Below are 13,263 nucleotides of genomic sequence, written 5' to 3' on the forward strand. Positions count from 1 at the left end.
TAATCTCCATAAGGAAATTATGGCTAATGCGATACCCCAACGACCGATCCCAGGTATTCCACGAGATCCATCAGCACCTAAAATCGTAGATCCCACTAAGCCAGGTACTGCCCTGGAACTCCCTAAAATATGGGAGTCGTTACTTGAAAAGAATTCGAGTAATGCACGTGTTTACTCTCAAGAGGCGTTTTTAAAGGAGTTTGGGAATTGAATTTTGATCAGGCGTTACTTGATGATATGTGGAACGGGAAAAAAAGCATCTGCTTTTTTGTCAACAAAGGAAAGTGTTATTGGGTTTTGGATTATAAATATAATTTTTCGCTAGATGCGGAGAGAGACTATCGTGGGTATTTGAGTAAAGGTTATATAACGCAAGATCAATATGTGCAGGCGTGTAAGGAGTTTAGGGGAGGGGTTTTAAAGCTGACGTCCGATAATTTTCTGCAGTATATAAGTGGCATAAGGGAATGTGTGTTTGTTAGTGAGGATTTTAAGGGGATCTTTGATGTAGATGGAAAATGCAACGCTGGAAAATTGTTGAGGCGAGTTGAAGAATATTATTTGTCGGGGGTGGAGTTGGATGCAGATGAGTTCAGTTTTGCTGGGCGGCTCGCATCTAGATTGCCGATGTTCTATATAAATTTTGACAGAAAGATATATATGCATATGGATTTTGGTCGGTTCCATGAAGATCTTGCGTATCCGGATTGGCTTTCCAAATGTTCAGATTTCAGCTTCTTGATACCCGATATAGAGCGATATTGGGTTCAGGGTGGTGATTATTGGAAGTTAAGGTTTGTTCAAGCACCTTGTTAAATTGGTGCAAAAGGCAGAATGCGTGTTCCCATAGCCAATCCGACACCAGCGCAGGTGGCCACTGCTAAGAAGTTGGACGTTGATCCTAGGTGGGTGAAATCTGATGGAAGTCCCGATTGGCCAACGAAAGCAAATAATGGTTTCAGTTTTTATTTCACACCTTCACGGAAACTCTCCTAATGAAAATAGCCAAAATTTTAGCCTTGATGTTGGTCCTGACAGGCTGTCATTCCAATGTCAGAGATTCTTCGCCAAGCCTGCTCAAGGATGGTATCCAGCTGCAGCAAAAGAAGGTTGTGGCCGATGCCGGCCATGCGAAGGTCATCATGAAATCGACTGGATTCACCTACCCGGTACAGTTCTCCGTGCGGCGCGGTTCTGACCCGGATCAGCGTCCGGAGATATTGGGCACCGTAGTAGACTCCGGTCGTGGTCAGGTATTTGGCTGGATCGCCAAGCTTAACGAAGTAGCCAACAGCGCAGCCGTTAAGCGTTTCCCACAGTTGGAGTTGCAGGCTGATTCTGGGCAGTCGATTGAAGTGATTGGCGAGTCGCGGGTTTACGATAACAACTACTATCGTATTGCTGAAAGGTTGGTTTATGCCTGTGGCCCTATGCGCTCGAGCTTCAAACCCGAGAAGGAAAAAGTTTACCTGGTAGAGTTCTTGATCATCGGTAAAGGTTGTGAACAGCATGTCTATGATGTCACTAAACCTAAAGAACGCATCCCTGTTATTACAGAGAAGTATGATGCGAGTAATCCTGTCTGATCACAGGGAAATCGAGTCGGGTCACTTTTATTATTGGATGGCTTTTAAGGTTTACGAGGCTCTGTTTGTTGAATGAGTTGGCTTTTTTGTGAGTTGTCCTGTTGTTTTTTTTTGTAGTCTATAAAGATTAATGCTAAATGCTAGGTTTTGTGTTTCTGTTTTTTAAGGTGGTGGGACAAATGGGGCTAGCTGCTTAAGCGACTCGTTAATCAATGATGTGGGTTGTTTAATGGTTCTAGTAGTCGTCTGTTGCATGTCTTTAAGTAATTGACGAATGGGCGGCTCAACGCCGCCCATTACTATTTATGTTGAAAGTTGCTCTTGCAGTCGTCGCCCCGCCACATCCATCAAATCACACCCGTCACGCAGCACGATGCTACAGACCAGTGTCAGTTCCTGAAGAAGAACAGGTTCATGACGAGGGGCATCAGCTACTGAAAAGCTTTCCAGCAACTGGGTCACCGCGCGAATGCGATAAGCAGCGGCCTCGTGCAGTATGTCAATAGGTGCCTGGGTATCGATAAGCAGGTAGGGAATATTGCAGTCGTGGCCGGTAATGGGCATGTAGCGATTCATGGTTTCTATCCTTGTGCCTGTCTGAGTGTCGCTACTCATCCGTCGCCAAACGAATGGGTGGCGGCTGTACGCAGGTTGGCGAACCGGCGACACAAGAAACCGGCAGACCCGAAGGTCTCCCACGCACAGCTGCCATAAAGCAAAGGCCTGCGCTCGCAGGGGCGTATTCTGCCTTATTGCAGAATACGCAGCCTACTTGTGTCTCTCGGGTCGCCAAACCCGGTCGCCATCTGGGCGACCCATCGACTGTAAGCCGCACTGTGGTTGGCAGGAATAAGGGGAGTGCACTGCAGGCTGTAGGGCTTTTCTGATTAATCCAGCAGGACGCTGCCTGCTTGGCAGGTAGCTCCAATACCCGCTAAAACGCCCCATCCACTTTCCAGAACAGGGCTTCCCGCGAATGGCTCCGGGCAATACCGGCACTTTGCTAAAAGTGCAAGTTCCAGCAGCTCGTTCAGTTCTTCCCGATCGACGGGCGGCGGGTTCTTTACCAGCGATAGCCTCTAGACCGAGCATTCCCGAGGCACAAAAAAATGGGGCAGCACAGACTGCCCCGTATCATTTCGCCCGCGCTCAGCGCGGCTTACAACGCCTTCACCGGAATACAGATCTCACACTCCAGTTCCCCCGTCTTCATGTCATATTTCGCGTCCACCGGATAACGCTCGAACGCTGGTCGGGCGTCGAATTGCATGCCGCTCTTGGGCAGCCAGTCGCGGCACAGTTCGGTCCAGGCGTCGGCGATGTCGGGGCCTTTGCCTTGGTAGTGGGCGATGGCGTAGAGGCCGCCGAGCAGGGTGGTGACGACGGCGGGGGCGCTGGCCTTGAAGTCGTCGGGGACTTCGACGCAGGCGTCGTAGCGGCATTTTTCGGGTGGGGTGACGTAGGGATCGTCGTGGCCGATGCCGTAACGCACGCGGCCCAACAGGCCGTTTTCGACCATCCAGGGGGCGACGGTGTCGCGCCAGAAGGTGCCGATGCCCGACCCGTAGGGGCCGATATAACGCAGGTAGGCGACGCGGACCGGTGGCAGTTCCTTGAGGGTGACGTTCATCAAAGGCTCCTTCAGGTGAATGAAGGCGTCAGGATCGTCGAAGGCCGGGATGTGCGTCTGATCAGGATTGCTCAATTCCCGCAGACGCCGTTCGCGGACGTCGCTGAGGCGGCGGTGCCAGCGTTTGGGTTCGATGCTGCGCCAGGTGCTCGGGGTAACCGAGAAATGCTGCTTGAACGCCCGGGAGAATGCTTCGCCGGAGCTGAAGCCGACTTCCAGGGCCACGTCGAGAATGCTCATTTCTGGATGGCTGGCTAACTGATAGGCAGCACAGGCCAGGCGGCGTCGGCGCAGGTAGTCGCCCAGGGTTTCGCCGACCCAGGCGGTGAACAGGCGATGAAAGTGAAAGGGCGAAAAATGCGCGACCTGCGCGAGTTCCGCCAGCTCCAGCGGCTGGTCCAGGTGTTGGTCGATATACTCCAGCACCCGGTTCATGCGTTGGGTGTATTCGTGGAGGCTGTGATAGGCGGGGCTCATGGAGCCAAGTTTAGCCGGGGGCCAGGCCACGGGTTTGTGCCGGGCGGGTTTTTTCCGTCGGCCGGACGAACGTGATCGCGAGCCCGCTCCTGCAGGCCCGCGATCGCTGTCCGGCGCTCAGGACCCGCCATGGCAGCAACTGGCGGCCGGTTTGTCGTCATAACGATCATGGTGCCTGACCCAGTCCATGATCTGTTCTTCGTTGCGCCCCTTGGGCGTCAGGTCCAGGTAGTTGTAGGCCCCCACCAGCAGGTCCAGGCCACGGGCGTAGGTGGAGTAGGTGTGGAAGATCTCACCGGCTTCATTGCGATAGAACACGCTGAGGCCAGGCAGCTCTTCCTCGGCGCCGTCGGTTTTTTCGTAGTTGTAGGTGGCGGTGCCGGCGGCGACCTCGTCGGCCCGGGCGCAGACCCCGAAGTCGTAGTTGAAATCACAGCCGGCGGACGAAACCCAGTCGAACTTCCAGCCCATGCGCCGCTTGAACGCCTGGAACTCGGCGAAGGGCGCGTGGGACACCGCCACCAGTGCGATGTCGTGGTGGGCCAGGTGCTGGTTGGCGCCGTCGATGTGATCGGAGAGGAAGGAGCAGCCCGGGCAACCTTCGTCCCAGCCATCGGCGAACATGAAGTGGTAGACCACCAGCTGGCTGCGATCGCCGAACAGGTCGGCCAGGCTCAGTTCGCCGTGGGGGCCCTGGAAGCGGTAGGGCTTGTCGATTTTCACCCAGGGCAGGGCACGCCGCTCGGCGCTGAGCTGGTCGCGTTGGCGGGTGAACGCCTTTTCGTGAATCAGGTGCTGCTTGCGGGCCTGTATCCATTGTTCCCGGGATACGACTGGATGATCGTTGAGGTGCATGACGTCTTCTCCTGCGGCAAAGGTGGCGCGGCGACAGTGCCTACACAGGCTAGTCGTTTCTCCCGCGGGCAAATCGACAGCCGCCGGACGGTTCCGCCCAACGGTCGCCTGCCTGCTCGATACCGTTGAGTGGTTATGGATGGGGCTATGCCTTTCATGGGGGGAGGTTGAATCAGGATGGCGACTTATAACTGGGATCTGAGCTCAGGCTCTGCCATGGGGACGAGAGCACTTCAGGCGTTACTTCAGGCGGGTTTCTTTCATGCATTTCAACGCTTCGAATTCATTGCGCACGTTCTGCAGCTTGTTGCGCAGATGCTCGCGCTGGGCTGGCGTGCTTTTGGCCATCACGTCCACCAGCAGGCTGCGCGCTGCCTGTTCGCTGTTGGCATAGGCCTGGCGATAAGCCGGTGTCCAGAAGCTTTCACGATCCACCAGCAGGCGCTCGATGCGTCTGTCGAAGTCGCTGTTCTGGCGTTGCTCCAGCGCGGCGCTGAACTGTGCCTGCCAGTTGGCCCGGTTGGCGAGCCAGAGCTGGTTCTGTTCGCCGAGGGACGTTGACCAGTCCGTCACCTGCTGGGCCTGCTCGGGAGTGAGGGGGCCGAGCCAGGTAGTCAGGCGCTTGTCCATGCGTTCGGTGCGCAGCCTGATCTGTTGCTCCAGTGGTGGCTTGAGGTATTTGCTGCGACGTTGGCGCATGTCCTTGGCGAAGGCCGCCTTCATTTCCGCGACCTGTCGGTCGTCCAGGCCCCGCAGCAACTCGATGGCCGAAGGCGCGATCGCGCGGGCGGTCTGGGCAATGGCCTGCTTGGCTCCGCGGGTGAAATCTTGCAGCTCGGCATCGTTGACCTGATTGCGTGCGACCATCTGCTGCAGACGGTCCAGGTAGTCCAGGTAGCCGGGCAACTGCGTGCTGCAGTGCCAGCTCAGGTGCTTCTTGAGACGCTGGTTGAACCAGATTTTCTGCTCGCGGTTCATTTCCAGGTAGTCATTGAGCGTCCAGGGAATGATCACATCGAGGTTGCGGTAAGCCAGGCCGACACGATTGCAGGAGGTCAGCACCAGGCTCAACAGCAGTAGCAGGGTGAGGTGTTGCAGCCGGCGCGACATGGCAAGTCCTTGCGAAGGCCTGGGTTTGTAAGCATGGGTTTCTTATCTGAACCCGGAAAGCTTCCGGCAGTTCAGCCGCTCAATAGAACGAATGCTCGGCCTTGAAGGTGAGCAGACCGTCGCATTGCGCGTTATGTCCAGAATAGGCCGAACAATCGCTGCCGTTGAGGTTGGAGTCGCTGTAGATCAGTTTCAGGTCGATGCCCATCCAGGGGCGGGAGAACTTGATCGACCAGTCGTTGAAGCTGCTGACGTAGCCGCTGCTCACCGAAACCGGGTTGCCCAGCTGATGAGTGGTGTACTTGATGCTGACGCCGATGCCGAAGGGCTGGTTGCCGCCCAGGTCGGCGAACAGGGTGCTGTTGCGTTTGTCCGGTTCCTGGCTGAACGCGGCGCCGAAGCGGCTGCCCAGCAGCGTCAGGCCGCCATAGAACTCCTGGCTGTCCTGCGGGGCCAGCTGCGGGTAGTTGTACTGGATCATCCCCACCTCATAACCCAGGGTCTGATCGAAGGGGCGCTTGAAGCCCAGGTAGGAGTCCACTTCCAGGTCGCTCTCGCCCAGGCCCATGCTCGGCGACCACTGGCCGATGTACCAGCCGCTGTCATGGGTCAGGTCCAGGCCGCCATGGAACGAGCCGGTGGCCGAGGGTTTGACCAGGCCCTGGGCCATGCTGCGGCTCGGGGTGCTGCTGAGCTTGAGGTCGAAGTCCCCCAGTTCGCGCTGGAAGATCTGCCCGTGGGCCAAGGGGCTGGCGAGAAGGCTGGCAAGCAGCATATGAGAGGGTTTGAGCATGCTTCACTCCATGAAATGCGAGGAGCAGGAACCGCGGAACCTACTGGAATGCCCGATCTAGACGTGTGCAAGGATACCGGCGAAACCTCGGGGATGAGGGCCGTTCGTCGATTTTTATGGGAGGGGAGGAGTCAGAACTCTAGTCCTAGCGCTTTGAGGCTCAAAGCGCATAGGGACCAGGAGGTGTGGCGGGGGGATTACTTCTTGCCCAGGCTGATCTGCTTGGACGGGCCGAAAGTCTGGCCGCTGACGCCTTTGGCAATTTGCTGGATCTCGCCGCCGGATTTCAGGAAAGCAGCAATCTGATCGTTGATCGATTCGCTGGTTTCAACGGCTGGAGCTGGCTTTGCTTTGCTGTTGGATGCTTTTACACGCATGGCGGCCATTAACCTTCAGAAAATTAATTTGGCCAGCCATCATACATGAAATGCTTGACAATTGCTTGGTAAATATCCTCCTGGAATAACAGTGGAAAACTCCCGAATAATCCTAAGTTGATCTCGGGGATATCCCCATAAGCTGCTGTTTTAAATAAAGACAATGGCACAAAGAGCGGCTTGCTCGGCGGCGCTGAGGCAAAAGTCGCTGCCGGCTGGCCTGACGGGCGGAACCGGTTGCTGGCGCAAAGCCATAAAAATCAAGGCATTCAGGAAAATATCCGCTGCTATCCGGCGACGCGGGCCAACCAGGAGCGGAAAACCGGGTAGAATGCCGCCCACGCAATGAGGGTATTGGAAATGGCTTTAGTCGGGCGCTACAACAGTTTGCAAGTGGTTAAACACACTAACTTCGGTTTATATCTGGACGGCGGGGCGGATGGCGAAATACTGCTGCCCAATCGTTATATTCCCAAGGATATTCCCAGTGAAGATGAAGACTGGTTGAATGTTTTCGTTTATCTGGATAGCGCCGACAAGTTAATTGCAACTACCGAAAAACCAAAAGTTCAAGTCGGTGAGTTCGCCAGTCTTAAAGTCGTGGAAGTTAACAGTATCGGTGTGTTCCTCGACTGGGGCCTGCCCAAGGACCTGCTGCTGCCGTACTCCGAGGAAAAGCGCCAGCTGACCGCCGGCGAGTATTGCGTGGTGCACGTCTACCTCGACAAGCACACCCGCCGCATCACCGCCACGGCCCGTCTGGACCGCTACCTGGACAAGGCTCCGGTGACCTACAAGGTTGGTCAGGAAGTCGATCTGCTGGTGGCCGAGAGCACCGATATGGGCTTCAAGGCGATCATCAACAACAAGCACTGGGGCCTGATCCACAAGAACGAAGTGTTCAAGTTCCTGCGTCCGGGCAAACAGGAAAAGGGTTTCATCAAAGAGATCCGCGCCGACGGCAAGATCAGCCTCAGCCTGCAACCGGTGGGCGAAGAACTGGCCAGCAGCCTGAACGCGAAGATCCTCGCCAAGTTGCGGGAAAACAATGGCACCCTGCCGGTCAGCGACAAGAGCGATCCGACGGTGATCAGTGGCCTGTTCGGCGTCAGCAAGGGCAACTTCAAGAAGGCCATCGGTGCCTTGTACAAGAATGGCCAGATCGTTATTCATGCCGACCGCATTGAACTGATCTGATTCGTTCCTCCCTGGCGTAGTTGCGGTCGAAGAACCTTCGGCGGCGCTAACGACCCACGGGGCTGTCCGAAAAAACCGCTGCCGGTTCCGGCAGCGGTTTTTTATTGCTTTTTTCCTGGCTGCGTTGAAGGACGTCAGAGTCGGCGTCTTCGATCGTTGTCATGGTCGCTGTATACAGTTTCAAGCCATTCCTGATGCACTGATATCAGGCAGTCGTGCACAGCCAGTGGGCATGTCTGCCACTGATCCCGGCTGCTGATCATCGTTGTGCAGCCAAGCCCCAGCCCTTGATGGACAAGCGATCCGCGCCGTTCGCCTACAGATTTTTCCGGTATGGCACGCATTCTGCGTAGCGCTTCGTATACAACTCATGTCAGCTCCCGTACGCAGTGTGGTCGCAAGGTCAATCGCGGGGGCAGGGCCTGTCCAACAAGGAGCCTTGCAATGACCGAGCAACTACCCAAGGGCTACAGCCCGCGCTTGTACAACCAGGACCTGGGGCCGCTGCCGCAGAAGTGGAACTGGTACAACATCTTCGCCTTCTGGATGAGCGACGTGCACAGCGTCGGCGGTTATGTGTTCGCCGCCAGCCTGTTCGCCCTCGGGCTGGCCAGTTGGCAAGTGCTGGTGGCCCTGCTGGCGGGGATCTGCATCGTGCAACTGATCGCCAATCTGGTGGCCAGGCCCAGCCAGCAGGCGGCGGTGCCATACCCGGTGATCTGCCGGCTGGCGTTCGGTGTATTCGGGGCGAATATCCCGGCGGTGATTCGAGGCCTGATCGCGGTGGCCTGGTATGGGATCCAGACCTACCTGGCGTCCAGCGCCCTGATCATTGTGGTGCTGCGCTTTTTCCCGGCCATGGCGGCCTATGCCGAGCCGCATTTTGCCGGGCTGTCCTACCTGGGCTGGTTCGGTTTCCTGGCGCTGTGGCTGGTCCAGGCCCTGGTGTTCTGGGCCGGCATGGAGTCGATCCGGCGCTTTATCGACTGGGCGGGGCCGGTGGTCTACGCGGTGATGTTCCTCCTCGCCGGCTGGATCGTCTGGAAGGCCGGCTGGAGCAACATCAGCTTCACACTGGGGGAGAAGTCGCTGTCGGGCTGGCAGGCATTCGGCCAGGTGATCGTCGCCACGGCGCTGGTGGTGTCCTACTTCTCCGGGCCGACCCTGAACTTCGGCGACTTCAGCCGCTACTGCCGCAGCATGCAGGATGTACGACGCGGCAACTTCTGGGGGCTGCCGGTGAACTTCCTGGCGTTCTCCCTGGTGACCGTGGTCATTGTCTCCGGCACCCTGCCGGTGTTCGGTGAAATGCTCCATGACCCGATCGCCACGGTGGCGCGGATCGACAACGACGTCGCGGTGCTGCTCGGCGCCTTCGCCTTTGTCACTGCCACCGTCGGCATCAACATCGTCGCCAACTTCGTCTCGCCGGCCTTCGACTTCGCCAACGTCGCTCCGAGCCGGATCAGCTGGCGCACGGGCGGCATGATCGCGGCCCTGGCCTCGATCTTCATCACCCCCTGGAATCTGTTCAACAACCCGCAGGTAATCCACTACACCCTCGACGTGCTGGCCGCCTTTATCGGCCCGCTGTTCGGCATTCTGCTGGTGGACTACTACCTGATCAAAAAGCAGCAGATCGATATCGACGCGCTGTTCAACGACGGCCCGGACGGGCGTTATTACTACAGCGGTGGGGTCAACTGGACCGCGGTCAAGGCGCTGGTGCCGGCGACCCTGATGGGCGTGGCGATCACCTTCACGCCAGCATTGCAGCCGATGGCCAACTTCGCCTGGTTCACCGGGTGTTTCCTCGGTGGTGCGCTGTTTTTTCTCCTCGCGCGCCGTGAGGCCCTGGCATCCCTGAGGCTGAGCCCGACGGCGTCGAGCTGACGGCCGCGGCCAGGAAAAGGTGTTTTTCCAGGCGTATTTTTCTGTCCGTTTGGTTGATAATCGACAGCACATCCATTCTTTGCCCCGGACCGGTTCCGGGGCTTTGTCGTTTCTGTCGAGTAACTGCCATGTCTATGAATCTGCCCGAGGGGCTGCGGTGAGTATCGAGCGGCGCAGCGCCGACGGTTTCGCACTGCAAGTGATGTTGGGGCTGTGCCTGATCTGGGGCGTGCAACAGGTGATGATCAAGTGGGCCGCGGCGGATATCGCGCCGGTGATGCAGGCGGCCGCGCGTTCGGGCATTTCGGCGCTGCTGGTGGCCTTGCTGATGTGCTGGAAGGGCGGCTGGTCGCAGATCGGCAGTACCTGGCGCGGCGGTTTGCTGGCCGGCAGCCTGTTTGGCCTGGAGTTCCTGTTTATCGCCGAAGGGCTCAAGCTCACCAGCGCGGCGCACATGTCGGTGTTTCTCTATACCGCGCCGATCTTCACCGCGCTGGGGGTGAACTGGCTGCTGCCCAGCGAGCGCCTCAGGCCCTTGCAGTGGCTGGGGATTCTGCTGGCGTTCATCGGCATTGGCGTGGCCTTCGCCGGCGGCATTTCGCTGGATAACCTGGACACGCGCATGCTGCTTGGCGACGCCCTGGGCGTGCTGGCCGGCCTGGCCTGGGGCGCGACCACGGTGGTGGTGCGCGCGTCGCGCTTGTCCGAGGCGCCAGCGACCCTGACCCTGTTCTATCAGCTGATCGTCGGTTTTGTCGGCCTGCTGCTGATCGCCGTGCTGAGCGGCCAGGTCACCCATGTCGACCTGACCCCGGTGGCGGTGGCCAGCGTGCTGTTCCAGGGGCTGGTGGTGTCCTTTTTCAGCTACCTGACCTGGTTCTGGCTGCTGCGCCGTTACCTGGCCGCCAACCTGGCGGTGTTTTCCTTCATGACGCCGCTGTTCGGTGTCACCTTCGGGGTCCTGTTGCTGGGCGAACCCCTGAGCCTCAATTTCGTCATTGGCGCGGTGCTGGTGTTGCTGGGCATCACCTTCGTCAGCGCCGAACAGTGGCTGCGCCGGCGGATCCGCAGCCTGCTGTAACCCCAGGCTCAGGCCGTGGCGTGGCATTCCCGGGCAAGCGGTTGTTGCCTCAACAGCAAGCCCCCCGCTAGCAGCAGGCTGCAGCCGGCGACGATCAGCGCCGGTTGCAGGCTACCGCTGAAATGGCTGCTCAGGGCCGCCAGCAGTGGCCCGCTCAACTGGCCCATGGCGAAGCAGGCCGTGAGCAAACCGGCGTTGCGCTGGGCCGCATGGGGCGCCAACTCCCGCGAGCGCTGCATCACCAACTGCATGCAGGCCAGGAACGGCGCGCCGCAAAGAGTCACCCCCAGCGCCAGGCCGGCACCACTGCCCAGCAGACAGGCGAAGACCCCGGCGGCTTGCAGCCACAAGGTCGCCATCAGCCAGTGACGGGTGGCGTTCGGGCTGTGTCGGCGCAGGCTGACCAGCCCCACGCCGATGGCCGCCGCCAGACCGAAGCACGGCCAGAACAGGTCGGCCTGCCATTGCCCTTGAAAGCGTGCGCTGGCCATCTGTGACAGGAAGGTTGCCGGGATGATGTAACCCAGGCCGTACAGCGCATAAATCAGCCCGAGGCGGGGGATGCCGCTGTGGTTCGAGGCGTGTGGCATCTGGGCGGTCAGTGCGGGCATGGCGGGTTGCGGCAGGATCGGCAGGATCACCAGCAGCATCAGCAGGCCGGCCGCGGCGTACACCAGCCACAGGATCGCGGAGCTTTGCCCCAGCAGGTTCGAGCCCAGGGCCAGCAGGCCGGTGAGGAAAATCCCCAGCCCGGGCCCGGCAAACACCAGGGCGCCCAGGCGTGACCGGCCGGCGGCCAGGGCCAGCGACTGGCTCAGGGCGGCGATCATCACCATTACCCAGGCACTGGCCACGCCGGTGCCGAAGCGCAATACCGAATGCGCCCAGAAGCCGCCGGCCCAGGACGAGGCCAGGGTCAGCAGCACGCACAGCCACAGCCCACCCAACAGACGCCGGCGAACCTGGGCCGGGCGGCGGGCGAACATGGCATCCAGCGCGCCGATGAAATACCCCAGGTAGTTGGCGGCGGCGATCAGGCCAGTGTCGGTCAGGTCGACCTGACCTTCGCTCAGCAAGTGCGGCAGTTGCGGGGTGAGGGCGAAGCGACCGATGCCCATGGCCATCATCAGGGCAATGAAACTGGCGAGTAAGCGAATCAGCGGTGACATGGTCCGGGCTCCGTCGAAGAGGCGATGAGCGTCAGGCTAGGACTGATTGACTTTCTATAAAAATGAATAATATTAAGTAACTTGTTCGCTTTTGGAGAATGGTCGTGGAGTTCAGCCAGTTGCGCATCTTCCAGGCGGTCGCCGAGGAAGGTTCCATCACTCGGGCGGCCGAGCGCTTGCATCGGGTGCCGTCCAACCTGTCGACGCGGCTCAAGCAACTGGAAGAGCAACTGGGGGTCGAGCTGTTCCTGCGGGAACGGCAGCGGCTGCAACTGTCGCCGGCGGGCAAGGTGCTGCTCGATTACGCCGCGCGCCTGTTTGCCCTGCGCGATGAGGCCCATGGGGCGGTGCAGGGCGGTCAGCCGGCCGGGAATTTCGTACTGGGCACCATGTACAGCACGGCAGCGATTCAATTACCCGCGCTGCTGGCGCGTTACCACCGCGCCTACCCGGCGGTGAACCTGCAGGTGCAATCGGCGCCCAGCAGCGAGTTGCTCGAAGGCTTGCTGGCCGGGCGCCTGGATGCAGTGCTGGTGGACGGCCCGCTGGAGCTGGCCAGCCTGGACGGGGTGCCGCTGTGCGATGAAAAGCTGGTGTTGATCAGCGAAGCGGACCACCCGCCGATCCGCAGTGCCCGGGATGTCGAAGGGCGCGCGGTATTTACCTTTCGCCGCGGCTGCTCGTACCGCTTGCGCCTGGAGTCCTGGTTCGCCCACTACCAAGCGGCCATGGGGCGGGCGATAGAAATCGAGTCCTATCAGGGAATGCTGGCCTGCGTGATTGCCGGGTCCGGGGTGGCGCTGATGTCGGCGTCGATGCTCGCCAGCTTGCCCGGTCGCGAGAGTGTGGCGGTTCACCCGCTGGCCGAGCCATTCGCCAGTGCCACCACCTGGCTGATGTGGCGCAAGGGCATGCTCGGCGCCAACCTCAATGCCTGGATCGAACTGCAACAGGCGAGTCAGACGGATCAGCGGGCGACGGCCTGAAACGGGCTGGCTGATTCGGATTAATCCGGTAACAGATCATTGCTATCCGGGGGGAGCACTGGGCGAAAGTTAGCGCTATTATCAGAGCGAAGCGGCTTCAGAACCCAGC

13 protein-coding genes are annotated in these 13,263 nt (G+C 59.1%); 6 read left to right on the forward strand and 7 right to left on the reverse strand.

What is annotated here, in order from left to right; all coding sequences use genetic code 11:
• Positions 1-237: 237 nt before the first annotated feature.
• Positions 238-816 carry a hypothetical protein gene (locus CXQ81_RS10030; protein ID WP_371860899.1) on the forward strand — a complete coding sequence of 193 codons (579 nt, stop codon included), beginning with the start codon at positions 238-240 and terminating at the stop codon, positions 814-816.
• Positions 817-995: 179 nt separating this feature from the next.
• A complete protein-coding gene (locus CXQ81_RS10035; protein WP_053260059.1) occupies positions 996-1,586 on the forward strand; it encodes a hypothetical protein in 591 nt (196 codons plus the stop codon).
• A 303-nt stretch (positions 1,587-1,889) separates the two neighbouring features.
• Here CXQ81_RS10035 and CXQ81_RS10040 read toward each other — a convergent pair whose 3' ends face one another.
• The 6 genes from CXQ81_RS10040 to CXQ81_RS10065 all read right to left on the reverse strand — a co-directional run bounded on the left by CXQ81_RS10040 (position 1,890) and on the right by CXQ81_RS10065 (position 6,837).
• Positions 1,890-2,162, reverse strand: a complete 273-nt coding sequence (locus CXQ81_RS10040; RefSeq protein WP_053260060.1) for a hypothetical protein — start codon at positions 2,160-2,162, stop codon at positions 1,890-1,892.
• Between the two features lie 583 nt (positions 2,163-2,745).
• Positions 2,746-3,693, reverse strand: a complete 948-nt coding sequence (locus CXQ81_RS10045) for a GyrI-like domain-containing protein (RefSeq protein ID WP_053260061.1) — start codon at positions 3,691-3,693, stop codon at positions 2,746-2,748.
• Positions 3,694-3,810: 117 nt separating this feature from the next.
• The gene (locus tag CXQ81_RS10050) at positions 3,811-4,548 is read right to left on the reverse strand and encodes a thioredoxin family protein (protein ID WP_053260062.1); all 738 of its coding nucleotides are present in this window, start codon (positions 4,546-4,548) and stop codon (positions 3,811-3,813) included.
• A gap of 240 nt (positions 4,549-4,788) precedes the next feature.
• A complete protein-coding gene (locus tag CXQ81_RS10055; RefSeq protein ID WP_101337127.1) occupies positions 4,789-5,658 on the reverse strand; it encodes a DUF6279 family lipoprotein in 870 nt (289 codons plus the stop codon).
• 79 nt (positions 5,659-5,737) lie between these two features.
• A complete protein-coding gene (locus tag CXQ81_RS10060; RefSeq protein ID WP_101337128.1) occupies positions 5,738-6,451 on the reverse strand; it encodes a TorF family putative porin in 714 nt (237 codons plus the stop codon).
• Positions 6,452-6,648: 197 nt separating this feature from the next.
• A complete protein-coding gene (locus CXQ81_RS10065; protein ID WP_016702300.1) occupies positions 6,649-6,837 on the reverse strand; it encodes a hypothetical protein in 189 nt (62 codons plus the stop codon).
• A gap of 351 nt (positions 6,838-7,188) precedes the next feature.
• Here CXQ81_RS10065 and CXQ81_RS10070 point away from each other — a divergent pair, with 351 nt between their 5' ends.
• From CXQ81_RS10070 to CXQ81_RS10080, 3 genes are all read left to right on the forward strand, one after another.
• The gene (locus CXQ81_RS10070; protein ID WP_101337129.1) at positions 7,189-8,025 is read left to right on the forward strand and encodes a S1 RNA-binding domain-containing protein; all 837 of its coding nucleotides are present in this window, start codon (positions 7,189-7,191) and stop codon (positions 8,023-8,025) included.
• A gap of 444 nt (positions 8,026-8,469) precedes the next feature.
• A complete protein-coding gene (locus CXQ81_RS10075; RefSeq protein WP_101337130.1) occupies positions 8,470-9,918 on the forward strand; it encodes an NCS1 family nucleobase:cation symporter-1 in 1,449 nt (482 codons plus the stop codon).
• Positions 9,919-10,075: 157 nt separating this feature from the next.
• Positions 10,076-10,999: a DMT family transporter gene (locus CXQ81_RS10080; protein WP_007920670.1), complete on the forward strand. Its 924-nt coding sequence runs from the start codon at positions 10,076-10,078 to the stop codon at positions 10,997-10,999.
• An 8-nt stretch (positions 11,000-11,007) separates the two neighbouring features.
• Here CXQ81_RS10080 and CXQ81_RS10085 read toward each other — a convergent pair whose 3' ends face one another.
• Positions 11,008-12,168: an MFS transporter gene (locus CXQ81_RS10085; RefSeq protein WP_101337131.1), complete on the reverse strand. Its 1,161-nt coding sequence runs from the start codon at positions 12,166-12,168 to the stop codon at positions 11,008-11,010.
• 104 nt (positions 12,169-12,272) lie between these two features.
• Between CXQ81_RS10085 and CXQ81_RS10090 the strand changes: the two genes are divergently transcribed.
• The gene (locus CXQ81_RS10090; protein WP_101339396.1) at positions 12,273-13,154 is read left to right on the forward strand and encodes a LysR family transcriptional regulator; all 882 of its coding nucleotides are present in this window, start codon (positions 12,273-12,275) and stop codon (positions 13,152-13,154) included.
• Positions 13,155-13,263 lie beyond the last annotated feature (109 nt).

The sequence above is a fragment of the Pseudomonas sp. 09C 129 genome (genome assembly GCF_002843625.1).
In the GTDB taxonomy this organism is placed as follows: domain Bacteria; phylum Pseudomonadota; class Gammaproteobacteria; order Pseudomonadales; family Pseudomonadaceae; genus Aquipseudomonas; species Aquipseudomonas chlororaphis.

Bases quoted from the DNA above. Each gene is read 5' to 3' on its own strand.
- CXQ81_RS10030 (WP_371860899.1), top strand. From the start codon at position 238: ATGTGGAACGGGAAAAAAAGCATCTGCTTTTTTGTCAACAAAGGAAAG.
- CXQ81_RS10035 (WP_053260059.1), top strand. From the start codon at position 996: ATGAAAATAGCCAAAATTTTAGCCTTGATGTTGGTCCTGACAGGCTGT.
- CXQ81_RS10040 (WP_053260060.1), bottom strand. From the start codon at position 2,162: ATGAATCGCTACATGCCCATTACCGGCCACGACTGCAATATTCCCTAC.
- CXQ81_RS10045 (WP_053260061.1), bottom strand. From the start codon at position 3,693: ATGAGCCCCGCCTATCACAGCCTCCACGAATACACCCAACGCATGAAC.
- CXQ81_RS10050 (WP_053260062.1), bottom strand. From the start codon at position 4,548: ATGCACCTCAACGATCATCCAGTCGTATCCCGGGAACAATGGATACAG.
- CXQ81_RS10055 (WP_101337127.1), bottom strand. From the start codon at position 5,658: ATGTCGCGCCGGCTGCAACACCTCACCCTGCTACTGCTGTTGAGCCTG.
- CXQ81_RS10060 (WP_101337128.1), bottom strand. From the start codon at position 6,451: ATGCTCAAACCCTCTCATATGCTGCTTGCCAGCCTTCTCGCCAGCCCC.
- CXQ81_RS10065 (WP_016702300.1), bottom strand. From the start codon at position 6,837: ATGGCCGCCATGCGTGTAAAAGCATCCAACAGCAAAGCAAAGCCAGCT.
- CXQ81_RS10070 (WP_101337129.1), top strand. From the start codon at position 7,189: ATGGCTTTAGTCGGGCGCTACAACAGTTTGCAAGTGGTTAAACACACT.
- CXQ81_RS10075 (WP_101337130.1), top strand. From the start codon at position 8,470: ATGACCGAGCAACTACCCAAGGGCTACAGCCCGCGCTTGTACAACCAG.
- CXQ81_RS10085 (WP_101337131.1), bottom strand. From the start codon at position 12,168: ATGTCACCGCTGATTCGCTTACTCGCCAGTTTCATTGCCCTGATGATG.